Raw genomic sequence first — 23,797 nt, 5'->3', positions numbered from 1 at the left:
CGGAACGTCTCGCGTTGCGGGCGGGCAGGGGCATGGTCTGCACTGGACGCCACCGCGGCATGAGCGCCGGCGCCGCACTGGCCGCCGCGCCGCAGGGCTGGCCTGACGATTTCGAGACCGCCCACGCGCGCGCCACGCTGCTGGCCGACCGGGACGTCGAGCTGTTCGCGGCTCTGTACGGCGATCCGGAGACGATGCGACATGTCGCGCCGGTGCTCGATCGCGAGGCCGCGAACCGCGCGTTCGCGGCTGCGCAGTGGCAGATGCGGGCGAATCCGCCCGTGGCGCGTTACTGGCGGCTCGACACGGCATCAGGCGCGCAGGGGCTGCTGTCGCTGGTCCCCGATGTCGATGGGCGCACCGCCGAGACCGGCCTGCTGTTGCCTCCGGCTGCGCAGGCACGGGGCGTCGCGACCGCGGCGCTCGGGCATCTGCGTGATGCCGTCCTCGGCGCGGACGCGTTCGAGGCGTTGTGGACCCGGCATCGCGTGGGCCATGCGGCGGCCGTGGGTCTGATGCAGCGTCTGGGTTTCGTACCGGGGGCGCCCGCCGTCGGCTGGCAGCGCTGGCGTCTGGATCGCCGGACGTGGCGCGCGCTTGTGAACGCCCCGCCTGGCGACTAGATTCCGCGCTCGCACAGGGGAAAATCGGAATGGAGCGCAAGGGGAGGCTGGCCTGCGTGGGCGTCGGCATGATGCTCGGCGCGCATCTGGGGCCACGCGCACGGCGGCACATCGAAACGGCGGACGTGGTCTTCGTCGCGGTCTCCGATCCGCTGGTGGAGCAGTGGGTGATGCGCATGAACGCCGATGCGCGCAGCCTGCAGCCGTTCTACCGCGAGGGCCGCTCACGCCACCGCACCTACGCCGACATGGTCGAGGCGATGCTGACCGAAGTGCGCGCCGGCCGCGAGGTCTGCGGTGCGTTCTACGGCCATCCGGGCGTGTTCGCCTGCGTGCCGCACCGGGCGATCGCCGCGGCCCGCGCCGAGGGCTTCCAGGCCGTGATGGAGCCGGGCATCTCGGCCGAGGACTGCCTGTACGCGGACCTGGGCGTCGACCCGGGCGACGTCGGCTGCCAGCACTACGAGGCCAGCCAGTTCATGTTCTACCGCCGGATCATCGACCCGTCCGCCTGGCTGGTGCTGTGGCAGGTAGGGGTGGCCGGAATCCGCGACACAGGCCGTTTCAGCAATACGGCCGCCGAGCGGGCGCTGCTGGTCGACCGTCTGTCGGAGGACTACCCCCTGGACCATGTCGTGACGCTCTATGAAGCTGCTACGCTCGCGGTCGCGCGGCCCCGGGTGGAGCGGGTGCCGCTCAGGGGGCTTGTCGACGCCAAACTGCGCCAGCACACCACGCTCGTGGTGCCGCCGGGGCGGGCGATGGTGCGGGATGAGGTGATGTGGAGACGTCTTTTTCCTGACGGCTGAACTCACCCGGATCTGCCTCAAGAAGAATCGCAAGTCAGCGAACAGGAAGGGGAAGTCATGTTGGACGTTGTTGCTCAGCTGGAAGCTGCGGGTGAAGACACGTTTTTCGCATTCGATGGAGATCAGGGTGTGCTCCTGGCTTTGAGCCGGGAAGCCGCACGGAACCAAGTTATGGCCTGCGTCATCATGACGCCCGATGGTGGCGAGTCCGAGCCGCAGCAGGATCGTCCCGATCAGAACGATGACCACGGGCAAGATCAGGATGATCACGAAGCCAGCGACGCATAAGCCGAACTCGACTCGCGCGCAGGCGACGGTTCGACGTTGGGCGTGCGTGGCCTGGCTCGCATGTGCTTTCGCGTCGACCAGCGTTCTGCACGCGAGTCCGTCGCTGGACTCAATGATCGAAGAAGCTGACTCGCTGCGGACATCGGATCCGCAGCGGGTCGACTTGCTGCTCGACGAGCTGGATGGATTGCTCGCACAGGCCACGCCGGACCAGGCTAGCCGGATTCGAATGCTCAGGGTTCATCGTGCGATGACCTCCGGGAAGTCGGAAGCGGCCGTTTCAGAACTCAGGCAGATTCTGGCGAGTTCGTCAGATCCGGGAACACGTTTCGTCGCCGCCTCCATGCTGGCGAACACCCACGCGGTACTTCGGCAGTTCGAAGATGCGTTGCGGGCGTTGGATGTCATGCTCCCGCTTGCGGAGAGCATCCAGGAAAAAGATCTCCGGCACCGTGGACTGATGGTCGCCGCTATCGTCTACAACCAGGTGGGTGAGTATGGATTGGCGCTCCGCCACACCGCTGTCGTCTCCAACGATCAGCCCTCGGCGCGAACACGGTGCGCAATCGCGAGCGTAACGCTAGAGGCCCGGAATGGCCTCAAGGAAAGGTTTGCCGATGACATGGCGCGGAACGGTGCGGAGGCGTGTGATGGAGAGCCGATCATCGCGGCCTTCGTGCGCTGGCATCACGCGCGCCAGATGGAGGCGCAGGATCGGGTAGGCGAAGCGATCGCGCTGTTGACGCAGTATCTGCCGGAAGTGGAAGCGACCGGCTACCCCTTCATTATCGCCCAGTACCACGCCGCGTTGGCGGAGTTGTCGATGAAGGCCGGCGGGCCGGCGGCCGCGCGGATGCACGCCGATAGGGCGCTGTCGATCAGCACGGAGGCGATGTCGGCTGAGGCGATCGTCAAGGCACACCATGTGCAGTACCTGCTTGCACTGCAGGGCAATGACCTGGCATCCGCGCTGTCCGCCTACAGGCTGTATGCCGAAGCCGAGCGCGCGCACTTCAACGACGTAAAGTCGCGCGAAATGGCCTATCAGGTCGTGCGCCACCAGTCGTTGCAGCAGGCGCAGCAGATCGAGTTGCTGCGGCAGAAAAACGAGGTGCTGGAGCTGCAGAAGCGCGTCACCGAGCAGCGCGCGCAGAACTGGCTGTTGTTGGCGCTGGTGCTCATCGCCGGGCTGGCATCGGTGGGTTACTGGGCCTACAAGACCAAGCGGCTGCAGGTGCGGCTCAAGCGCATGACCGAGACCGACGCGCTGACCGGCATCTGCAACCGGCAGCATTTTTCCGAACGCGCTGCCCGCGCGCTCGTGCAATGCGCGCGGGATGCGGAGCCTGCGGTGCTGGTGATGTTCGATCTCGACCACTTCAAGCAGGTCAACGACCGCTACGGGCACGCCGCGGGTGACTGGGCGCTGCAGCGCGTGGCCGAGGCCGTGCGTCCGCTGTGCCGTGACGTCGATGCGTTCGGAAGGTTGGGCGGTGAAGAGTTCGCGCTGTTCCTGCCGGGACTGGACGCGACGGCGGCGATCCGTCTGGCCGGCGATGCGCAGGCGCGCTTCGGCGCGATCGATACTGAAGCGGAAGGCTATGCGTTCCGCATTGCAGCCAGCTTTGGCGTGGCGTCGGTGGAAACCGCGGACTACAGCCTTGCCACGTTGATGCGCCAGGCCGACCAGGCCATGTACGCCGCAAAGCGGGGCGGGCGCCGGCAGACCCGCGTGTTCGAGGCAGGGATGGACACGGATACGTCCTCGACGCCGCCGGCCCCGATCGATCTGCTGCGCAGTGCATTGCGCGGGGGCGCGATCGATGCCATCGATGTCGCAGCCGGACGGAGCCGCGACGCCGACGCCGATCGCGCCATCGCCTGAGGGGGCAGCAACCCGCCTCAGGCCGGATCGCGGATCACCAGCAGGCGTTCTTCGGTCATGTCGCGGATCGCGTACTTCACGCCTTCGCGGCCGCAGCCCGAATCCTTGATCCCGCCGTAGGGCATGTTGTCGACGCGGAAGCTCGGTACGTCGCCGACCACGACGCCGCCGGCTTCGATCCGGTCCCAGGCGCGCATCGCATGGGTGAGGTTGCCGGTGAAGACGCCGGCCTGCAGGCCGAAGTCGCTGTCGTTCACCCGTGCGATCGCCTCGTCGAAACTGTCGACCGGCTCCAGCAGTGCCACCGGGCCGAACACTTCCTTGCGTTGCAGGTCGGCATCGCGCGGCACCTTCTCGAGCAGCGTCGCGGGAATGATGTTGCCCTCGCGCTTGCTGCCGGCGATGACCTTGGCGCCGCCCTTGCGCGCGGCGTCGATCCAGGACTCGATCCGGTCGGCCGCGTCGCTGTCGATGACCGGGCCGACGAAAGTATCTTCGTCGCGCGGGTCGCCACTGCGCAGCGCGCCGATCGCCTTCTTCAGCTTGCGACGCAGGGCTTCATGCACACTGCGATGCGCGTAGATGCGCTGCACGCCGATGCAGCTCTGGCCGGACTGGTAATACGCGCCGAACACGAGGCGTTCGACCACCTTGTCCAGCGGCAGGCCAGGATCCTCGTCGACGATGCAGGCCGCGTTGCCGCCGAGTTCCAGCACGACCTTCTTCTTGCCGGCGCGCGCCTTGAGGTCCCAGCCGACCAGGCCGCCGGTGAAACTCAGCAGCGCGATGCGCTCGTCCTCGGTCAGTGCCGCGGCGTCCTCATTGCTGCAGGGAATCACCGAAAACGCGCCCTTGGGCAGGTCGGTTTCGGCCAGGATCTCGCCGATGATCAGCGCGCCGACCGGGGTCTTCGCCGCCGGCTTGAGCACGAACGGGCAGCCCGCCGCGATCGCCGGCGCCACCTTGTGCGCCACCAGGTTGAGCGGAAAGTTGAACGGCGTGATGAGACTGCAGACGCCGATCGGGACACGCTTGACCATGCCGCGGTAGCCGCGCGTGCGTTCCGAGATCTGCAATTCGATCGTCTCGCCTTCGCTGCGCGTGGCTTCGCCGGCCGCGATGCGGAAGGTGTCGATCAGGCGGGTGACTTCACCGCGGGCATCCTTGATCGGCTTGCCGGCCTCGATGCACAGCGCGAGCGCGAGTTCGTCGAAGCGTTCTTCGAAGCGGCGCACGCAGTGTTCGAGCACGTCGCGGCGCTTGTCGGGCGGGAAATCGGCCATCGGCCCGCGCGCCTTGTGCGCGGCGACGATCGCCTTGCGGATCGCCGCGGCGTCGCCCATCGCCACGCGCGTGGCGACCTGCCCACTGTACTTGTCGCGTACCTCGAGATCGGTGTTCGCGGCCACTGCGGCATTGGCAAGGTAATAGGGATAGCTGCGGGCAAGGCCGGTGGGCTTGCGGGCGGTCTTCTGCTTGGCCATGGGGGCACTCCGGAAAGGAAATACAGGGGCGCGCGCGGATCAGTCGATCGCGGCGCTGCGGGCGGGAATGTCGGTATTGAGCAGGACGTCGTCATCGCTGTAGTCGATGGCGAGATCGATCAGGTCGACGCCCGGGGTCTCCAGCGCGGTCCGCAGGATGCCGGCGAACGCGGCGGCGCTGTCCGGACGATGGCCCCGCGCGCCGTAGCTCTGCGCGTAACGCACGAAATCGGGATTGCCGTAGTCCATGCCGTAGACCGGGTAATCCTCGTGCTGCTGCTTCCACTTGATCATGCCGTACGCATCGTCGCGCAACACGATGACCACGAGATCGAGTCCGAGCCGCACCGCGGTCTCGAGCTCCTGCGAATTCATCATGAAGCCGCCGTCGCCGCAGACCGCGACGATCCTGCGATCGCCGTGCACCAGCTTGGCGGCGATGGCCGACGGCAGGCCCGCGCCCATCGTCGCCAGCGCGTTGTCGAGCAGCAGCGTATTGGGCTCACGGCAGCGGTCGTTGCGCGCGAACCACAGTTTGTAGAGACCGTTGTCGAGACAGACGATGTCGTGCGGGTCGAGCGCGTCGCGCAGGGTCTTGACCAGGTGCGGGCCGTGCACGGGGAAACGGTCGTCGCCCGCCAGCGCCGCAATGTTCTCGCACAGCGCCGTCCGCACGCGGTCGAAGAACGCGAAGTCCCAGTGCGGCTGCGGCGCATCCAGCGCTTCGGCCAGCTGCCAGACGGTGTTGGCGATGTCGCCGACGACCTCGATCTGCGGGAAATAGACCTGGTCGACCACGGCACTTTCGTAGTTCACGTGGATCACCGTGCGCCGGCCGCCGCGCATGAAGAACGGCGGCTTCTCGATGACGTCGTGGCCGATGTTGACGATGCAGTCGGCCGCGTCGATCGCGCGGTGCACGAAATCCTTGTCCGAGAGCGCGGCGGTGCCCAGCCACAGCGGATGCGTCTCGTCGAGCACGCCCTTGCCCATCTGGGTGCTGAAGAACGGAATGCCGAGGCGGTCGACGAAGGCGCGCAGCATCCGCGCCGTGGTCTTGCGGTTGGCGCCGGCGCCGAGCATCAACAGCGGATGCTTGGCGCTACGGATCGCATCTGCCGCGTGCGCGATCGCCTTGTGCTCGGCCAGCGGCCGACGGGTGTAGGGCGCCGGCAGCAGGCCCGCATCGGTATCGTCGCCGGCGATGTCCTGCGGCAGTTCGAGATGGGTCGCGCCCGGGCGTTCCTCTTCCGCGCGCTGGAACGCATCGCGCACGCGCGCGGGGATGGCGTCGGCGGACACCAGCTGGTGGGTCGACTTGGTCAGCGGCCGCATCATGTCGACAACGTCGACGATCTGGAAATGCCCCTGCTTGCTGGTGCGGATCGGCTTCTGCCCGGTGATCATCAGCATCGGCATCGCCCCGAGCTGCGCGTAGGCGGCGGGCGTGACCAGATTGGTCGCGCCGGGGCCGAGCGTCGACAGGCAGACGCCGGCGTTGCCGGTCAGGCGGCCGTAGGTCGCGGCCATGAAGCCGGCGGCCTGTTCGTGACGGGTGAGGACGAGCGCGATGTCGGATGCGCGCAGGGATTCGAGCAGGTCGAGATTTTCCTCGCCGGGAATGCCGAAGACGTGGGTCACGCCCTCGGCTTCGAGCGCCTGGACGAACAGGTCGGACGCCTTGGTCATCGTGCGGGAACTCCGTCGTGACGTGGGCGCCCAGCATGACAGCGGCGGCGTGAGCGGCGGGCGAGATGCGTCGGAACACTGCGTTTGCTGCAGCCGGAACGCCAGCCGGGCAGGGTGGCGGTGCCGGCGCAGGGGGCGAATCAGGACTCCGACGGCTCCACACGCACGCGCAGGCTGCCATCCACGAGTCGCGCCTGCAGGGGTTCGCCCGGCGAAGTGTCGAAGACGCTGCGGACAATGCCGCCATCCGCGCGCTGCAGGATGCTGTAGCCACGGGCGATCGTGGCCAGCGGGCTCACCGCTTCCAGCGAGCGGGACAGTCCACGCAGGCGCAGTCGATCGCGTTCTAGGTGGCGGGCGAGTGCCGCGCCGGGACGCGGGCCGAGCGCGGACAGGCGTTCGCGCAACTGCTGCAACCGGCGCTGCGGCGTAGCCGCCCGCAGCACAGCCTCGGCATGACGCAAGCGTGCGCCGCGCTGCTGCAGCTGCTGGCGCATGGCCATCGACAGGCGCCGCAGCGCTTCGTCCTGGCGCAGGCGCAGCGCATCCAGACGTGCCTGCGGGCGTTGCGCTTGCAGACGCAGCGCCGCGCGGTCGAGACGCTGGAACCGCTGCTGCATCGCGCGCAGGTGCGTGTCGTCGACATGACGCTGCAATCGACGGACCCGGGTCGCGAGTTCGTTGCGGTCGGGGACCAGCAGTTCCGCGGCCACCGACGGCGTGGGCGCGCGCAGGTCGGCAGCGAAGTCGGTCAGGCTGAAGTCGGTCTCATGGCCGATTGCCGAGACCACGGGCACCGGCGATGCGGCCACAGCGCGCGCGAGCGCCTCGTCGTTGAACGCCCACAGGTCCTCCAGCGAACCACCACCGCGCGCGAGCAGGATCACGTCGTAGCGGCCGCTGGCACCGGCGCGTTCGAGCATCGCGCGGATCTTCGGCGGGGCGTCCGCACCCTGGACCGGCACCGGCAACACGTCGACCTCGACCAGCGGCAGGCGCCGCGCGAGCACGCTCAGCACGTCCCGCACCGCGGCGCCCGAGGGCGAGGTGATGACGCCGATCCTCCGCGGAAACGCGGGCAGATCGCGCTTGCGCTCGGCGTCGAACAGGCCCTCGGCCTGCAGCCGGGCTTTCAGCGCGTCGAAGGCGCGACGCAATGCGCCTTCGCCGGCTTCTTCCAGCGAGTCGAGGATCAGCTGGTAGTCGCCGCGCGCCTCGTACAGCGTGACCCGGCCACGCGCGCGGACCAGCAGCCCTTCGCGCGGTACGAAGCGCAGGCCCTGGCCGCGCGAACGGAACAGCGCGCAGCGCACCTGCGCGCGTGCGTCCTTGAGCGTGAAGTACAGATGCCCCGACGCCGGCCGCGACAGGTTGCCCAGTTCGCCCTCGACGACGACGTTTGGAAACGTGTCCTCCAGCAGGCCGCGCGCCAGTGTGTTGAGCTGGGTGGGGGTGAGGACGTCGGATGAGGAACTGTCTGGCATGCGGACAGGATACCGGCTGGCCGTAAACAGGCAGTTCGCCCGTGGGTTGCGGCGGCGGGCGCCCCGGTGCGCGTGCGTCCTTGCATGCTGCCGGGATGGCTGCAATGGAGAGCGGGCACGCCGGTGGCGTCGGGCGCCCCGCTGCGACACCCGGTCGCATTGGCAGCGCCGCCTGGACGCAGCCAGCATGGCGACGCTTGCGTCGCGCGACGGCCGGATATCGCACGCTGCGATAATGCCCGCCTACGGGCGCGATGCCGGCGCCCATCCGTCGACTCCAGGAGCACCGCGATGTCCGCACGCCGCCCGTTTTCCCTCGCCATCGGCCCCGTCGCCGCCGGTCTGATCATCGCGCTCGCCGGATGCCAGCCGGCAACGCCCGATGCGTCGTCATCGACATCGCAGACGCCTGCCGCGAATACCGCGGATGCCAGTGCCGGCGTGGTCGTCAGCGACGCATGGATCCGGGAGACGCCGCCGAACGCCGCCGTCGCCGGTGGCTACCTCACGCTGCGCAGCGGCGCTGCCGACCGCCTGCTGTCGGTCGAAACGCCGGCAGCGGCCAGCGTCGAGATCCACGAGATGTCGCACGAGGGCGGCATGATGCGGATGCGCGAGCTGCCCGACGGCGTGGAGCTGCCGGCCGGCAGCGACGTGATGCTGAAGCCCGGCGGCAACCATCTGATGTTCATCGATCCGGTCGAGCCGGTGCGCGCGGGCCAGTCGATCGAGGCCACGCTGCGCTTCGCGAACGCACCGGAACAGACCGTGACCTTCGAAGTGCGCCCGCTCGCGGGCGATGCGCCGGCCGCCGACCACAGCGGCCACTGACCGCAGCGTACGCGCCCCGCGCAGGGGCGTTCAGCCGTCCGTCGGCGGGCGGCGTTCCGGCCCCGGGCGCTTCGCGAGTTTGCGCTGCAGCGAGCGGCGGTGCATGCCCAGCAGCCGCGCGGTCGCGGAGATGTTGCCGCCGGTTTCCGTCAGCGCCTGCTGGATGTGTTCCCACTCCAGCCGGTGCAGCGGAATCATCGTCGGGCTTTCGAGGGTGTCGTCCTCGTCGCGCTCGGGCGCTGGCGCACCCGGCGCGGTCCCGGTGTCGAGCAGGATGCGCTGCAGCGTGTCGGCCGAGACCGGCTTGGGCAGGTAGTCGTCGGCGCCGCGCTTGATCGCCTCCACCGCCGTCGCGATGCTGGCGTAGCCGGTGACCAGCAGGATGCGCATGTCGGCGCGGATCGCGCGCAGCGGCTCGATCAGTGACAGGCCCGACGCCTCGCCGAGCTTGAGATCGACCAGGGCGAAATCGGGCGCGATGCGCGTGGCGACTTCGAGTGCGGCGACCGGGTCGGCCGCGATCTCGCAGTCGATCCCGCGTCGCGTCAATGCGCGCCGCAGCGCTTCCAGGTACAGGGTGTCGTCGTCGACCAGCAGGCCCTTCATCGCATCGTCTCCGGTTCGCGGTGGCCGTCGCCGGCGCCGACCGGCACGCGGAAGTGCACGCGTGCGCCGCCGCCGTCGGCTTCCTCCATGTCCAGTTCGCCGCCCAGCTGTTCGATGGCCGCGTGCGACAGCGCCAGACCCACGCCGAGGCCGTCGGGCTTGCCGCTGCGGAACAGCACCGGCAGGAACGGCGCCTGCGCGTCGAAGCCGGTGCCGTAGTCGCGGATCGCGCCGTCGAGCATGCCGTCCTCGATCTGCAGCCGCAGGTCGACGCGGGCGCTGCCGTTGCCTTCGCTGGCATCGGCGGCGTTGTTGAGCAGGGCCAGCAGCAGGTGGCCGATGGTGCGGTCCACCCGCGCGTGCATGTCCACGTTGCCGCTGCGTTCGAGCACGATCGCCGGACGTACCAGCTGCCAGTGCTCGAGCACGCGACCGATGTCCACCCGTGTGGTGGCGGTGGGGTCCGCGGGATCGGCCAGCGAGCGCACGCGATCGCGGCAGGTGTCGACGAGCCGCCGCAGCGTGGCCACGTCGTCAGCGCCGTCGGTGCCCATGCGGCTGGTGTCGAGATCGTCGAGCAGCAGGGTCATCGTGCCCAGCGGCGTATTGAGTTCGTGCGCGACCGAGGCCGCGTGCGTGGCCAGCGCGAGGATGCCCTCGTTGCGCACGAAGCGCTCGCGCAGCGCCGCCAGCTCACGCTCGCGACGGTCGCGCGAGGCGGCCAGACGCAACAGGAAGTAGGAGAACAGCGCCACGGACAGGAAGAAGTTCACCGCCATGCCGGCCAGGTGCAGGCTGAAATGGTCGTGCAGATGCGGCAGGGGCTGGCCGAACTGCACCGCCAGGATGTAACCCGACACGCAGGCCAGCGCCGCCGCGATCGCCCAGGGCCGCGGCAGCGCCATGGCGGTGAGTGCGATCGGCAGCAGGAACAGCGACGCGAAGGGATTGGCGATGCCGCCGGTCCAGGCCAGCAGCCAGGCCAGCCCCGCGGTGTCGACCAGCACATGGGCGAAGGCTTCGGCCGGCACGGCGTCGCGGTTGTGCGCCAGACGCAGGTGCACGACGACGTTGAAGGCGGCCAGCAGCAGCACCGGGCCCCACAGCGGCCACCGCGGCAGGTCCATGTCGAAGCCGTGCGTCGCCCACAGGATCGTCAGCGACTGCCCACCGACCGCGAACCAGCGCAGGCTGTAGAGGGTGCGGAGCAGGGCGGTGGCGGGCGGCTGGGGCTGCATCGCCGTCATCGTAGTGCAGGGCGTCGCAGGCCGCGCTGCGGCGTTCGGTCGCACCCCGCGGCGGTTTCAGCCGGCGTCACCGAAAAGGCGCGCGCGAGCCGCTAAAATGCGCGCATGTCCGTCCAGCCCGTTCCAGCGCCTGCCGCCTGCCTCTCCGAGCCCGTTGCCTTGCCCGCGTTCGGGGCCGCCGCGCGCCGCGGCACGCGCCAGGTCCATGTCGGCGGCATCGCCGTCGGTGGCGACGCGCCGGTCGTCGTGCAGTCGATGACCAATACCGATACCGCCGATGTCGCCTCGACCGCCAAACAGATCGGCGAGTTGTGGCGCGCCGGTTCGGAACTCGTGCGCATCACGGTCAACACTCCCGAATCCGCCGCCGCGGTACCGCGGATCGTCGAGCGGCTGGCGATGCAGGGCATCGAAGTGCCGATCATCGGCGACTTCCACTACAACGGGCACCAGCTGCTGGCCGGCGAACCGGCCTGCGCGGAAGCGCTGGCGAAGTATCGGATCAACCCCGGCAACGTCGGCTTCGGCAAGAAGAAGGATCTGCAGTTCGGCCAGCTCATCGAATTCGCGATGCGTTACGGCAAGCCGGTGCGCATCGGCGCCAACTGGGGTTCGCTCGACCAGTCGCTCGCCGCGGCCTTGATGGACGAGAACGCCCAGCGCGCCGTGCCCTGGGATGCAGGGCGCGTGCTGCGCGAAGCGCTGATCCGCTCGGCCGTGGATTCCGCCGAGCGCGCCGTCGAATTCGGCCTCGGCCGCGACCGCATCGTGCTCAGCGCCAAGGTCAGCGGCGTGCAGGAACTGGTCGCCGTCTACCGCGATCTGGCCGCGCGCAGTGATTTCGCGCTGCATCTGGGCCTCACCGAGGCCGGCATCGGCTCCAAGGGCATGGTCGCCTCCAGCGCCGCCCTGGCGATCCTGATGCAGGAAGGCATCGGCGACACGATCCGCATTTCGCTGACCCCCGAACCCGGCGCGTCGCGCACCAAGGAAGTCGTCGTGGCCCAGGAGCTGCTGCAGACCATGGGCCTGCGCGCGTTCACGCCGATGGTCACCGCGTGTCCGGGCTGCGGGCGCACGACGTCGGAGTTCTTCCAGGAGCTGGCCGGCGTGGTCCAGGACCACGTGCGCGAGAAGATGCCCGAGTGGAAGATCACCCATCCGGGCGCGGAGAACATGACGCTCGCGGTGATGGGCTGCGTGGTCAACGGACCGGGCGAATCGCGTCACGCCAACATCGGCATTTCGCTGCCCGGCACCGGCGAGGCGCCTTCGGCGCCGGTCTTCATCGACGGCGAGAAGGCGATGACGCTGCGTGGCGAGAATATCGCCCACGAGTTCGTGGCGCTGGTCGACGAGTACGTGCACCGCAACTACGGGCGCGGCGCCGATGCCGGCTGACGGCGGCGACGTCGTCGCCGAAGGTTCGCACGAGACCGGTGGGCTGCTGCGCCGGCACGGCTGGAAATTCCTGCTGCTGTTCGCCGGCGTGCTGTTGCCGATGTGGGGCTTCATGGAACTCGCCGACGAGATCCACGAGGCCGAGGCGATCCCGTTCGACGAACCGGTCCTGCTGTTCGCCCAGGATGTCGCGCGCGAAGGCTTCACCCGCGTGTTCCTGTTCTTCTCCGAGATCGGCTACGCCAAGGGCGTGGTGCCGGTCGACATCGGTCTGCTGCTGGTGCTGCTCGCCCTCAGGCGCTGGCGCGACGCGCTGTTCGTCGCGGTGGCGACCGGGGGCTCGGCGCTGCTGAACCTGGCGACCAAGCGGCTGTTCGCGCGCGACCGGCCCAGTCTGTGGGACTCGATCGCTCCCGAGGCGACCTACAGTTTTCCCAGCGGCCATGCGATGGGATCGATGACCCTGGCCGCGGTGCTGGTCCTGCTGGCCTGGCCGACCCGCGCGCGCTGGTGGGTGATCGGCGCGATGGCGGTGTTCGTGCCGATGGTCGGCCTGTCGCGCATCTATCTGGGCGTGCATTACCCGTCCGACATCCTGGCCGGCTGGGCAGCCGCGTCCGTGTGGGTCGTGGGGGTGTATCTGGTGATGTATCACCGGCCGCGGTTCGGGCGGGGGGCGTTGGACGTCCGCTCGTAGGATGCGGGGCCTTGCCGCTCCGATGTATGGCGCTCTCCGTAGGGTGGGTAGAGCTTAGCGAAACCCATCGTTGCGGGATACGCGGCGCTGCAAAGACGCAGACGCTCAAGCGCTACTTCGTCGGACTCCGCGCTGCCCTCACCCCACCCATTGCTTCGCAATCGGTCCCCCCCGGCTGCCGCTCCCCGCCATGCGCAGCACGCATGGCGCTTCGCTGTGCGCGAGCCAGTGGCTCGCATGCAGCACATCGTCGCCCCGCGCGGGAGAGGGACGCGGGCGTCTCCTGCCGCAGGCAGGAGGGGGGATGTTCAAAGGGGTAACCGGATGTCCGACAGCTTCCAGGTCAGTCCCGTGCGCGTCAGCACGAATTCGATCGGGCGGCCGCGGTCGTCGCGCACGGTCGCGGTGAAGCGCGACGTCGAGTTGTAGCGATAGTGCGCGTCCTCGAGCGGCGCCTCGCGCGCGGGATCGGCGCGGACCTGCGTCGGCGATGCGCCACCGGCGAGGCTCCACAGCCGCTGGCCACGCATCAGGGCGCTCAGACCGACGGGCGTCACCATCATGTCGACACCGGTGCCGGTTGCGCTGCCGGCGAGGCGCAGGCCGATCGCGCCGAGCAGGTTCGACTGCAGGTCGGGACCCGCCTCGCGCACGATCGCGTCCGCCAGCTGCAGTCGCAGGCTCTCGCGGAGCGCCGGGAAATCCACCTGCTTCGACAGCGCCCGCGAATCCTCGTTGCGTACGGCGTCGCGGATCGCGTTGACGGTCAGGAACGGGCCGGCGGCCACGTAGCCGAGCAGCAGCACCAGAACCGCGAGGGACAGCCAGCCGAGTCGCTTCATCGGGATCGCATCGAAAGAGAGACCGCGATTGTCGGAGACGGTGGCGCAGTGCGTGCTGAACGACGCCCGGAAACCCGCGTGCCTGCCGGCGTGGTCAGAACTCCAGATCCAGCGACGCGCACAGGTAGTCGACGAACGGAGACAGCGTGACCAGATCGGCGGCGATCGTCTGCCGCAGTTTCGGGCCGGTCATCGTGGCGTCGTCGAGCGTGCGCCAGAACACCCAGTTGCGGTGCTTGAGATCGTCGATGAACTCGAACTGCGGGTCGAAGCCGCGTGGTGGGCGGACCAGCCTCTCGCTGGTCTCGAATTCGAATTTCTTCCGCAACTTCGACGCGTGTGCGGCCGCCTTCCAGCTCTCCGGATTGTCGACGATGAACTGCCGGACTTTCCGCTGGGTGTCGGATTCGGGATGCCACAGCCCGGCGCCGACGAAGCTGCCGCCGGGCTGCAGGTGCACGTAGAACGACGGCGCGGCGGTTTCGCGACGACGCTCGTGGAACAGGCGCGCGCCCTGCCAGGTCTTGTACGGCGACTTGTCGTTGGAGAAACGCGCATCGCGGTGGATGCGGAACAGCGAGCCACCGACGGTGCGCGTGTCGGCCCGGAAATGCGGACTGACCGCGGCGACGTCGGGCTGCAGATCGCCGATCAGGCGCAGGAACGGCTGGCGCACATGCGCCTCGTAGTCCTTGCGATGCGCTTCGAACCACGGCTTCTCGTTGTGGCGCGCCAGCGCGCGCAGGAACCTGAAACTCTTGTCGCTGAAGTACGTGGTCATGCGGACTGGATGGGCAGCGTGGGGGATGGATGCAGGCGGGTCTGCAGGCGCCGACCCCAGTCGGTGAGGGCGTCGAGCAGTGGCAGACGCCGTGCGTCGTCGGGATTTTCGGCGCGCAGGGCGTCGATCTGCGTGAAGTAGGTGGCGAAATCCTGCTCTGCCTGCGTCGTGCCGGGCGCCAGGCGCGCACGCCGGTAGTCGTCCCAGCGCAGCTGTTCGTCGGGGGCGAGCGTGTCCGGCCAGTTGCGCGCGCGGTAGCGCAGCAGCAGGTCGTCGAGCCGCGGATCCTCAAAGCCGAAATCGCGCGTGCCCAGCAGCGTCGGCGGCGTCGCGCGGACCTGGGCCATGCGGCGCTTGTCGCCGTCGCCGGCAAAGCCGTCGTACAGCGCGCCGTCGGGATCGGCCGGCGCGAATTCGCGCTCGACCGCGAACACCTGGCGGATCTTCTCGGCCAGTGCCGGGCCCGCGCTGCGCAGGCGCGCCGCGCGCGTCTCGATGTCGACCGGATCGATCGACAGGCGCTCGAAATCCGCCTCGCGCAGATGGCTCCAGGCGACCAGCGCGGGGCAGCGGTTGCTGTGCACTTCCTTGAGCGGGATGCGTGCGACCCCCTCGGGCAGATCCTCGCGACGCACGAACACGCGCGCGGCGATGGTCTCGGCATCGAGGTCGAGCAGCCAGTCCGGATCGCCATCGAGGTCGAACACGACCACGCGGCTGTCGATGCGTGGATGCCGCGCGATGGGCAGCACCGGCGCCGCGCACAGGCGCGCAGCCGGGTAGCGCTGTGACACGTGCAGCACCGGCGTCATCGCGATGGTATCGAGCATCGAGGCCGCATGACGCTTGTCGCGCAGCCTGGCCGCATAGTCCCAGAGGCGCGGCTGCGCGGCCTTGAACAGGCGCGCCAGGCCGATCAACGCGCGCACGTCCGACAGCGCCTCGTGCGCGTCGCCGGTGCGCACTTTGTTGGCGCTGGCCAGATGTTCGAGCTTGAACGAGGTCGCGCCCTCCTCGCGCGTCGGCCAGACCAGGCCTTCCGGACGCAGCGCGTGCCACAGGCGCATCACGTCGAGCAGATCCCAGCGCGAATTGCCGCTGCGCCATTCGCGCTCGTAGGGGTCGTAAAAGTTGCGGTACAGGCCGAAACGCACGAACTCGTCGTCGAAGCGCAGTGAGTTGTAGCCCAGGGTGCAGGTCTTTGGCCGCGCCATTTCATCAAAGATGCGCGCGAACGCGTCGGCCTCCGGCATACCGCTCGCCAGGGCGTGTTGCGGGGTGATGCCGGTGATCAGCGTCGCGATGGGAGAGGGCAACAGATCGTCGGCGGGCCGGATGAAGAAGTCGATCGGGTCGTCGATCTCGTTGAGTTCGGCATCGGTGCGGATCGCGGCGAACTGCGCGATGCGCGTGCGGCGCGGGTCTGCGCCGAAGGTTTCCAAATCGTAGAAGAGAAAACTGTCGTTCATAAGCGGTGGTGTTGGCGCGTCGTTGCGGCAAGCCGTTGCGATGGCATCACTCGGACCGCGGACGGCAGGCTTGTCGAGGCGCGATCGTAGAAAAGAAAACTGTCGCTCACGCCGGCACATCCGCCAGCGGCGTCAGCAGGTCGAGCACGTCGGCATCGATCGCCGCCCAGTCGAGTGTCGCCAACGAGGCGTGCCCGGCCGTCGCGCGTTCGAGAATCCCGCGTTGCAGGTCCGTGCGCGACATCGCCAGCGAATAGGGGATCCGCATGAAGGTGACCATCGCGTAGTGCGGCACGAACCGGCCGGGATGACGATCCTGCAGGGCGAGTTCCAGTGCGCGCTGCAGCAGGTAATCGGCATCGTCGACGCGGTCGCGCATCTCCAGGTAGTTGTCGAGCGCCATGCGCTGGATCGCGGCGGCATCGGGTTTGCGCTCGGCCTCGAACGCGGCGAAGGCGGTGGCGAGGTCCTCGTGCGCGTCGAGGTGCCGGGCCAGTGCCACGCAGTCCTCGAACGCGCAGTTCATGCCCTGGCCGTGGAACGGCACCATCGCGTGCGCGGCGTCGCCCAGCAGGACCGCTCGGCCGTCGAGATGCCAGCGATCGAGATAGAGCGTACCCAGCTGGCCGACCGGGTTCTCGCGCCAGTCGCGGTCGAATGCCGGAATCAATGCGAGTGCGGACGGGAAATCGCGTTCGAAGAACGCACGCGCGTCCTCGACTTCGGTCAGCTGGTCGAAGGCCGGCCCACCGTCGGCCGGCGCATGGTGCGGCAGGAACAGGGTGACGGTGAATGTCTTCTCGTCGTTGGGCAGCGCGATGCACATGTAGTGGCCGCGCGGCCAGATGTGCAGTGCGTTCGGCTCGATGCGGAAGCCGCCGTCGGCACGCGGCGGAATCTCGAGTTCCTTGTAACCGTGGTCGAGGAAATCGCTGCGCTGCCCGAGGTCGCACACGCGATGCATCGCCGCGCGCAGCGCAGAACCCGCGCCGTCGGCTCCCACCAGCGCCTCGAAGACCACTTCACGGGTGCTGTCGTCGCGCGGATCGCGGAAGACGGCGCGGTGCGCCTCGAAGTCCACCGCGTCCAGTCCGGCATCGAAGTGCAGGCGCGCGCCGGCGGCTTCGGCCAGATCCAGCAGCACGATGTTGAGGTCGCCGCGATGCACCGACCAGATCACCTCGTCGTCGTCGCGACCGTAGCGCTGCAGCACCGGTTCGGTATCGCCCACGTGGACCATGCGGCCGCGCATCATGATGGCGTGGTGCATCACCGCGTCGTCGGCATCGGCGGCGCGCAACGCATGCCGACCGCGCTCGGCCAGCGCCAGATTGATCGAACGCCCGCCGCCATAGCCCTGCACGCGCGGATCGCCGCGCTTCTCGTACAGATCCACGTCCCAGCCGCGGCGCCGCAGCAGGATGCCGAGCAGGGCGCCGGCGAGGCCGGCGCCGATGATCGTCAGATGGCGGGGGGCTGCCGTCACGCGTCGCGCCACCGGACGACGGCGCGCACGAAGCGCAGCACGTCGGCATGCGAGTTGTAGAGCGGGGCGGGCGAGATCCGGATCACGTCGGGCTCGCGCCAGTCGCCGAGGACGCCGTTGGCGGCCAGATAGTCGAACAGCGCGCGGCCCTGCTCGCGCCCACCGCGCACGCGCAGGGACAGCTGCGCGCCGCGACGTGCGCGATCGGCCGGAGTGACGATGTCGAGCACGTCGTCGAGCTGGCTGCGGATCAGCGTTTCGAGGTAGCCGGTCAGGATTTCGGACTTCGCGCGCAGCGCCGGCATGCCGGCCTCGGCGAACAGGTCCAGCGACGCGCGCAGCGGGGCGAGACCCAGGATCGGCGGATTGCTGAGCTGCCAGCCGTCGGCGCCGGGCGTGGGCTGGAAGTCGGGACCCATCTGGAAACGCGTGGCCTGGTCGTGCCCCCACCAGCCCGCGAAACGCGGACGATCGGTGGTGGCGTGCCGCGCGTGCACGAACGCGCCGGCGACGGCGCCCGGCCCGCTGTTGAGGTACTTGTAGTGGCACCACACGGCGAAGTCGGCATTGCTGTCGTGCAGCTGCATGGGCAGGTTGCCGGCCGCGTGTGCGAGATCGAAACCGACCACGGCACCCGCCGCATGACCGAGCCGGGTGATCTCCGCGAGGTCGAAGGCCTCGCCGGTGCGGTACTGCACGCCGGGCCACAGCACCAGCGCGAGACGATGGCCGTGCTCTTCGATGGCCGCGGCGATCGCGTCCATGCCGAACAGGCCGTCGGCGCCGGGCTGCACTTCGATCAGGTCGGTGGCCGGGTCGAAACCGTGGAAGCGCACCTGCGATTCGAGCGCGTAGCGGTCCGACGGGAACGCGCCGGCTTCCATCAGGATCGCGGGGCGCGCCGCGGTGGGGCGGTAGAAGCCGACCATCAGGAAGTGGAGGTTCGCGGTCAGCGAGTTCATCGCGATCACTTCATCCGGCTGCGCGCCGACCACCGCCGCGAGCTGCGCACTGAGCAGCCCGTGGTAGGTCATCCACTGCGAGTTGCCGCGGAAATGGCCTTCGACCGCCTCCATCGCCCACTTGTCGAGCACGTCCTCGACCTGCGCGCGCGCGCCGCGCGGCTGCAGCCCCAGCGAATTGCCGACGAAATAGGCCTGCTCGACATCGCCGAAGCGCGGCATGTGGAACTGCGCGCGAAAGCGCCGCAGCGGATCGGCGGCATCGGCGGAGGCGGCGTAGTCGTCGGAGAACAGGGTGTGCGGATCGGTCATGGACTGGATTCGGTCGAAGGTCGCGCCGGCGCGCGACGCACGTGGAGGGGAGGGGGTGCGGCGATCACGCAAACCGGCCGGGCGACAGACCCAGCCATTCGAGCGCGGTGCCGTGATACAGGCGCGCCCGTGCGGCATCGTCGAGCGGAATCTCCTCGATGCCGGCGCCGGGGACCTGTTCGCCGAGTGGGAACGGATAGTCGGTGCCGAGCATCACGCGGTCCGCGCCGCAGGTGTCGATCAGATACTGCAGCGCACGCGGGTCGGCCACCCAGGAATCGAAGTACAGCTGCTTGAGATAGCCACGCGGGTTGTGCGGGTTGTCGGTCGCGACGAGGTCAGGCCGCATGTTGAAGCCGTGTTCGATGCGGCCGATCGTGTACGGAAAGCTGCCGCCGCCGTGCGCCATGCAGATATTGAGCTTCGGCAGCCGCTGCAGCACGCCGCCGAAGATCAGGCAGCACGCCGCGCGTGACTGCTCGGCGGGCATGCCCACCAGCCACGGCAGCCAGTATTTGGGCATCGATTCGCTGCCCATCATGTCCCAGGGATGCACGAGGATCGCCGCGCCCAGATCGGCCGCGGCCTCGAAGAACGGGAACAGTTCCGGCGCGTCGAGATTCCAGTCGCCGATGTGGCTGCCGATCTGCACGCCCTGCAGGCCGAGCTGGTCGACGCAACGCTCGAGCTCCTGGATCGCCAGCCGCGGCGACTGCATCGGCACCGTGCCGATGCCGGCGTAGTGGCGCGGATGCGCGGCGACGGTCGCGGCCATGTGGTCGTTGAGCGCCTGATGCAGCTCCAGCGCATGCGCCGGTTTCGCCCAGTAACTGAACATCACCGGCACCGTGCTGATGACCTGTACCTGCACGCCGAAGCGCGCGTAATCGTCGATGCGCTCGCGCGCGTCCCAGGTCTTGGACCAGATTTCGCGGAAGAAACGCCCGTCCTTGTAGATGCGGTGACGGCCGTCGGCGGTGTGGTGGATCACCGGGAATCGCGCGTCGCCGTATTTGCCCGCCAGGTCCGGCCAGTCGCGCGGCAGATAGTGGGCGTGGATGTCGATCTTCAGCATGGCGGTCATCCTAGACGACCCGTCCGTGGCGATCACGCCGCAGGTGCGCGTCAGGTTCAGGGCGTGACGGATCCGGTCATGTGCTGCGCGCGCCGGAGCTGCTCGATCGTCGGTGGGGCGGGATGCACCGGCTGGCCCATCGCGGCGGCCGTCTCGCCGATCCTGGCCCGGATCTCGGCCAGCGGCGGGACGCCCATGCGTGCGCGCTCCGGGTCGCCCACCGCACCATCGGCGACCGGGTAGAGGAACAGCCCGGCCTCATCGCTGCGGAACTGGGTGCCATACCACTGCGGCTGCAGTTGCGTGGTCATGATGCGATCCCACGATGCCGCCACCAGCCAGCGATAGCCGGCTTCGTCCGGGGCTAGCGTGGCGGCGAGCGACGACAGCGCGTGCGCGGTGCGGATGTCCTCGAGCGTGCTGCCGTGCTGGAACACCATCGCCGCGTGATAGTGGTCCCTGGCGGTGCGCATCGCACCGCCGCGCATCAGCGCAATCACGCGCGCGCGCCGTTCGGCGTCCTCGCGGGCGACCACCGACCAGTCGATGTTCGCGGCATCCGCGCGTGCCAGCTGATCATCGCGGGGGATCGATGCGAGTTCGGGATTGTCCGTGACCTGCGCGTGCGCGGGCGCGACCGCCGCCATCAGGCAGAACAGCAGCAGGGTCAGCAGGGCGTGGCGCATGTGCTGCGGCCTCCACAACGTCGGATCGACAGCTGTCAGGTGATGTCCGCCTGCGAGTCGGCCTGCAGTTCGTAGCGGCCGGGACGCGGATTCAGATGGCCGCAGGCCTTGCAGGTGCGCAGCGCGTCATCGCGATAGAACCGTTCGAACACACGGAAGAAATCCTGCTCGATGTCGTCGAGGTGGAAGTACTCCTCGTACACCTTGTCGTTGCAGCGCTCGCAGAACCACAGCAGGCCGTCCTGCTCGTGCGGCAGACGCTTGCGCTCGATGACCAGGCCGATCGAATCGGGGCCGCGCTGTGGCGAATGCGGCACCTTCGGCGGCAGCAGGAAGGTCTCGCCGGCGCGGATCGGAATGTCGCGGACGCGTCCGTCTTCCTGGATGCGGAGCACCATCTCGCCTTCGAGCTGGTGGAACCACTCCGGACCTTCCTCGTAGTGGTAGTCGGTGCGCGTGTTCGGCCCGCCGACCACCATGACGATGAAATCGCCGTCGTAGATGCACTTGTTGCCGACCGGCGGCTTGAGCAGGTGACGGTGCGCGTCGATCCACGCCTGGAAGTTCAGCGGTCCGGGGATCATCGGGTCACTCCTTCGGGGCGGCGATGCATTTCAGCTCGATCGCAATCGGCGTCGGCAACGCGTCGATGCCCAGTGTCGTGCGGCAGGGCGCGGTGGCGATGTCCGGAAAATACTCGGCCCAGACCGCATTGTAGCCGGCGAAATCACCGGCCATGTCGGTCAGGTACACGGTCACGTCGACCAGATCGTCCCAGCGCGCGCCGCTGGACTCGAGCACCGCGCGCACATTGGCGAACACCGCATGCGTCTGCGCGGTGATGTCGTGGCCGGTCACGCGGCCGTCGGCATCCAGCACGTTGCCGGGCACGGAATCCGTCGCCGGGTCACGCGGACCGATGCCCGACAGGAACAGCAGCCCGCCGGCGCGTCGCGCGTGGGGATAGCGGCCGACCGGCCGCGGCGCCGCATCGGCCCGGATGGCCTCAGCCATCGCGTCGGCCCAGGGCCGCGACGCGCGCGATGTCGGCAACGGCAGCCTCGTAAGCCGGTCCGATGTCCTCGTGGGAGGCCACGTCCATGCCCAGCTCGCGTACGCGGCCGTCGCCCAGCGCGTAGACCCAGCCGTGCACGGCGAGCTTCTGGCCGCGGGCCCACGCGTCGCGGACCACGGTGGTCTGGCAGATGTTGAGTGCCTGTTCCACCGCATTGAGTTCGCACAGCCGCGCATGGCGCAGGCCGGTGTCCGCCACCCCGGCGAGCAGGCCGGCGTGCTTGTGGTTGACGTCCGCCACGTGGCGCAACCAGTTGTCGACCAGACCGACGCGCGCGCCGGTCATCGCGGCATGCACGCCGCCGCAGCCGTAATGGCCGACCAGCAGGACATGTTCGACCTTCAGCACGTCGACGGCGAACTGGATCACCGACAGGGCATTGAGGTCGCCGTGCGAGAGCACGTTGGCCACGTTGCGGTGCACGAACACCTCGCCTGGATCGAGGCCGAGGATCTGGTTGGCCGGCACCCGCGAGTCCGAGCACCCGATCCACAGGTACTTCGGCGTCTGCTGGTTCTCCAGGCGGTGGAAGAAATCCGGGTCGTCGCGCACCGCGCGTTCGGCCCAGTCGCGGTTGTTCTTCAGGAGTGTGTCGAGTTCGCCCATGCGGTGATTATTCCAGAGACAGGCCGACGGTCTTCGGCTCGGTGAAAAAACGCATCGCCTCCATGCCGCCCTCGCGGCCGAGACCGGACGCGCCGGTGCCGCCGAAGGGGGTGCGGAGATCGCGAAGCAGCCAGGTGTTGATCCAGACCATGCCCACGTGGAGGCCGGCCGCGAGCCGGTGCGCGCGGGTCAGGTCACGTGTCCAGACGGACGCGGAGAGTCCGTAGTCGCCCGCGTTCGCCAGCGCCAGCGCGTGCGCGTCGTCGTCGAAGGCCTGCAGGGTGACGACGGGGCCGAAGATTTCCTCGCGATTCGTCGCGCACTCGGGGCCGAGGCCGTCGATGACGGTCGGGGCGACGAACCAGCCCGGCCGGTCCAGTCCATGGCCGCCGCACAGCACCCGGCCCCCTTCTTCGCGGGCGCGCGTGATCGCGGCCAGCACCTTGTCGCGGTGCGCCTGCGACACCAGCGGGCCCATGCGCGCGTCGGGGTCCATCGGGTCGCCGACCTGCAGCGCGAGCACCTCGGCGACGAAGCGCTCGCGAAACGCCGTGTAGATGCGCCGTTCGACGAGGATCCGCGAACCGCACAGGCAGATCTGCCCGGCGTTCTGGAAGGCCGAGCGAACCAGCGTGCCGAGCTGCGCTTCCCAGTCGCTGTCGGCGAAGACCAGCGTCGCGTTCTTGCCGCCGAGTTCCAGCGAGGCCTTCTTCAGCTGCGCGCCGGCGCGCGCACCGATGCGCCGGCCGACCGCGGTGCTGCCGGTGAACGACACGGCGCGCACCCGCGAATCGTCGATCAGCGCATCGCCCACGTCCGCGCCGGCGCCGTGCACCACATTGAGCACGCCCGGCGGCAGGCCGATCTCGCCCGACAGCGTCGCGAGCATCGCGGCCGTGGCCGGGGTGATCTCGGAGGGCTTGGCGACGACCGTGTTGCCGGCCGCCAGCGCCGGCGCGATCTTCCAGGTGAACAGGTACAGCGGCAGGTTCCACGGCGAGATCGCCGCGACCACGCCCAGCGGCGCCCGCAGCGTGTAGTGCAGGCCGGCTTCGCCATGGTGCGATTCGCTGGCGAACTGCGTCGCCGCGTGGGCGAAGAAACGCAGGTTGGCGACCGCACGCGGCATCTCGGCGTCGCGGGCGAGGGCGAACGGCTTGCCGCCGTCGCGGGCTTCGGCATGGGCGAAGTCGTCGATCCGCGCCTCGAGCGCCGCGGCGAGCCGTTCGAGCCAGCTTGCACGCACGCTGTTGGGCAGTGCCGCCCAGGCGGGCGCCGCGCGGGCGGCGGCGGTGACCGCGGCCTCGATGTCGGCAGCGTCGCCGGCCGCGACTTCGGCATAGACGGCCCCGGTCGCCGGCGCATGCACCGGCAGCCAGCGGTCCTGGCCGGGCGTGCGCGCGGCGCCATCGATCCAGTGCGTCAGCCGTTGCATGGCGCCAGCTTAACCGAGCCGGTC

Annotated in this window: 23 protein-coding genes; 7 read left to right on the top strand and 16 right to left on the bottom strand. The window is 69.1% G+C overall.

Annotation, left to right across the window (positions count from 1 at the left end):
• The first annotated feature begins 59 nt into the window (after positions 1-59).
• Genes CURTO8I2_RS04735 through CURTO8I2_RS04720 form a run of 4 tightly spaced genes read left to right on the top strand, consistent with a single transcriptional unit; the run spans position 60 to position 3,605 of the window.
• Positions 60-623 carry a GNAT family N-acetyltransferase gene (locus CURTO8I2_RS04735; protein WP_159679107.1) on the top strand — a complete coding sequence of 188 codons (564 nt, stop codon included), beginning with the start codon at positions 60-62 and terminating at the stop codon, positions 621-623.
• A gap of 29 nt (positions 624-652) precedes the next feature.
• On the top strand, positions 653-1,432 hold the full coding sequence (locus CURTO8I2_RS04730) for an SAM-dependent methyltransferase (protein WP_201295477.1): 780 nt from the start codon (positions 653-655) through the stop codon (positions 1,430-1,432).
• A 57-nt stretch (positions 1,433-1,489) separates the two neighbouring features.
• Positions 1,490-1,720, top strand: a complete 231-nt coding sequence (locus tag CURTO8I2_RS04725; RefSeq protein ID WP_159679106.1) for a hypothetical protein — start codon at positions 1,490-1,492, stop codon at positions 1,718-1,720.
• Positions 1,674-3,605 (top strand): GGDEF domain-containing protein, encoded by a 1,932-nt coding sequence (locus CURTO8I2_RS04720; protein ID WP_159679104.1) that lies wholly within the window; start codon positions 1,674-1,676, stop codon positions 3,603-3,605. Before CURTO8I2_RS04725 ends, CURTO8I2_RS04720 begins: the two co-directional genes overlap by 47 nt.
• Positions 3,606-3,622: 17 nt before the next feature.
• Here CURTO8I2_RS04720 and CURTO8I2_RS04715 read toward each other — a convergent pair whose 3' ends face one another.
• The 3 genes from CURTO8I2_RS04715 to xseA all read right to left on the bottom strand — a co-directional run bounded on the left by CURTO8I2_RS04715 (position 3,623) and on the right by xseA (position 8,262).
• Positions 3,623-5,089, bottom strand: coding sequence for an aldehyde dehydrogenase family protein (locus CURTO8I2_RS04715; protein WP_159679103.1), 1,467 nt, complete (start codon positions 5,087-5,089; stop codon positions 3,623-3,625).
• 39 nt (positions 5,090-5,128) lie between these two features.
• Positions 5,129-6,778 (bottom strand): acetolactate synthase large subunit, encoded by a 1,650-nt coding sequence (locus CURTO8I2_RS04710; protein WP_159679101.1) that lies wholly within the window; start codon positions 6,776-6,778, stop codon positions 5,129-5,131.
• Between the two features lie 140 nt (positions 6,779-6,918).
• Positions 6,919-8,262: an exodeoxyribonuclease VII large subunit gene (xseA, locus tag CURTO8I2_RS04705; protein ID WP_159679100.1), complete on the bottom strand. Its 1,344-nt coding sequence runs from the start codon at positions 8,260-8,262 to the stop codon at positions 6,919-6,921.
• A 291-nt stretch (positions 8,263-8,553) separates the two neighbouring features.
• Between xseA and CURTO8I2_RS04700 the strand changes: the two genes are divergently transcribed.
• On the top strand, positions 8,554-9,093 hold the full coding sequence (locus CURTO8I2_RS04700) for a copper chaperone PCu(A)C (RefSeq protein ID WP_159679098.1): 540 nt from the start codon (positions 8,554-8,556) through the stop codon (positions 9,091-9,093).
• Positions 9,094-9,123: 30 nt separating this feature from the next.
• Here CURTO8I2_RS04700 and CURTO8I2_RS04695 read toward each other — a convergent pair whose 3' ends face one another.
• Positions 9,124-9,699, bottom strand: coding sequence for a response regulator (locus CURTO8I2_RS04695; RefSeq protein WP_159679097.1), 576 nt, complete (start codon positions 9,697-9,699; stop codon positions 9,124-9,126).
• Positions 9,696-10,937 (bottom strand): ATP-binding protein, encoded by a 1,242-nt coding sequence (locus tag CURTO8I2_RS04690; RefSeq protein WP_159679095.1) that lies wholly within the window; start codon positions 10,935-10,937, stop codon positions 9,696-9,698. The genes CURTO8I2_RS04695 and CURTO8I2_RS04690 overlap by 4 nt, the downstream gene beginning before the upstream one ends.
• A 114-nt stretch (positions 10,938-11,051) precedes the next feature.
• On the opposite strand from CURTO8I2_RS04690, the gene ispG reads away from it, so the two are divergent.
• Entirely contained in the window at positions 11,052-12,347 is a 1,296-nt protein-coding gene (gene ispG, locus CURTO8I2_RS04685) for a flavodoxin-dependent (E)-4-hydroxy-3-methylbut-2-enyl-diphosphate synthase (protein WP_159679094.1), read from the top strand.
• Positions 12,337-13,044, top strand: a complete 708-nt coding sequence (locus tag CURTO8I2_RS04680; protein WP_159679092.1) for a phosphatase PAP2 family protein — start codon at positions 12,337-12,339, stop codon at positions 13,042-13,044. Before ispG ends, CURTO8I2_RS04680 begins: the two co-directional genes overlap by 11 nt.
• A 308-nt stretch (positions 13,045-13,352) precedes the next feature.
• Here the strand turns inward: CURTO8I2_RS04680 and CURTO8I2_RS04675 are convergent, their stop codons facing one another.
• From CURTO8I2_RS04675 to CURTO8I2_RS04625, 11 genes are all read right to left on the bottom strand, one after another.
• Positions 13,353-13,886 (bottom strand): DUF2939 domain-containing protein, encoded by a 534-nt coding sequence (locus CURTO8I2_RS04675; protein ID WP_159679090.1) that lies wholly within the window; start codon positions 13,884-13,886, stop codon positions 13,353-13,355.
• 94 nt (positions 13,887-13,980) lie between these two features.
• Positions 13,981-14,667 carry a DUF2461 domain-containing protein gene (locus CURTO8I2_RS04670; protein WP_159679089.1) on the bottom strand — a complete coding sequence of 229 codons (687 nt, stop codon included), beginning with the start codon at positions 14,665-14,667 and terminating at the stop codon, positions 13,981-13,983.
• On the bottom strand, positions 14,664-16,136 hold the full coding sequence (sbcB, locus tag CURTO8I2_RS04665; RefSeq protein WP_159679087.1) for an exodeoxyribonuclease I: 1,473 nt from the start codon (positions 16,134-16,136) through the stop codon (positions 14,664-14,666). Before sbcB ends, CURTO8I2_RS04670 begins: the two co-directional genes overlap by 4 nt.
• 106 nt (positions 16,137-16,242) lie before the next feature.
• Complete coding sequence (locus tag CURTO8I2_RS04660) at positions 16,243-17,622, bottom strand: NAD(P)/FAD-dependent oxidoreductase (RefSeq protein WP_159679086.1); 1,380 nt, start codon at positions 17,620-17,622, stop codon at positions 16,243-16,245.
• Positions 17,619-18,896 (bottom strand): kynureninase, encoded by a 1,278-nt coding sequence (gene kynU, locus CURTO8I2_RS04655; protein ID WP_159679084.1) that lies wholly within the window; start codon positions 18,894-18,896, stop codon positions 17,619-17,621. Before kynU ends, CURTO8I2_RS04660 begins: the two co-directional genes overlap by 4 nt.
• A 64-nt stretch (positions 18,897-18,960) precedes the next feature.
• Positions 18,961-19,971, bottom strand: coding sequence for an amidohydrolase family protein (locus tag CURTO8I2_RS04650; RefSeq protein ID WP_159679083.1), 1,011 nt, complete (start codon positions 19,969-19,971; stop codon positions 18,961-18,963).
• Positions 19,972-20,027: 56 nt separating this feature from the next.
• Positions 20,028-20,618 carry a hypothetical protein gene (locus CURTO8I2_RS04645; RefSeq protein ID WP_159679081.1) on the bottom strand — a complete coding sequence of 197 codons (591 nt, stop codon included), beginning with the start codon at positions 20,616-20,618 and terminating at the stop codon, positions 20,028-20,030.
• A gap of 74 nt (positions 20,619-20,692) precedes the next feature.
• The gene (locus tag CURTO8I2_RS04640; RefSeq protein WP_159679079.1) at positions 20,693-21,241 is read right to left on the bottom strand and encodes a 3-hydroxyanthranilate 3,4-dioxygenase; all 549 of its coding nucleotides are present in this window, start codon (positions 21,239-21,241) and stop codon (positions 20,693-20,695) included.
• Positions 21,242-21,245: 4 nt separating this feature from the next.
• Positions 21,246-21,671, bottom strand: a complete 426-nt coding sequence (locus CURTO8I2_RS04635; RefSeq protein WP_159679078.1) for a RidA family protein — start codon at positions 21,669-21,671, stop codon at positions 21,246-21,248.
• Positions 21,664-22,338, bottom strand: a complete 675-nt coding sequence (gene can / locus CURTO8I2_RS04630) for a carbonate dehydratase (protein ID WP_159679076.1) — start codon at positions 22,336-22,338, stop codon at positions 21,664-21,666. Before can ends, CURTO8I2_RS04635 begins: the two co-directional genes overlap by 8 nt.
• 7 nt (positions 22,339-22,345) lie before the next feature.
• On the bottom strand, positions 22,346-23,773 hold the full coding sequence (locus tag CURTO8I2_RS04625) for an aldehyde dehydrogenase (RefSeq protein WP_159679074.1): 1,428 nt from the start codon (positions 23,771-23,773) through the stop codon (positions 22,346-22,348).
• Positions 23,774-23,797 lie beyond the last annotated feature (24 nt).

Source organism: Luteimonas sp. 9C, assembly GCF_902506295.1.
Taxonomy (GTDB): Bacteria; Pseudomonadota; Gammaproteobacteria; order Xanthomonadales; family Xanthomonadaceae; genus Luteimonas.
This window is presented reverse-complemented; position numbering and strand designations above follow the sequence as displayed.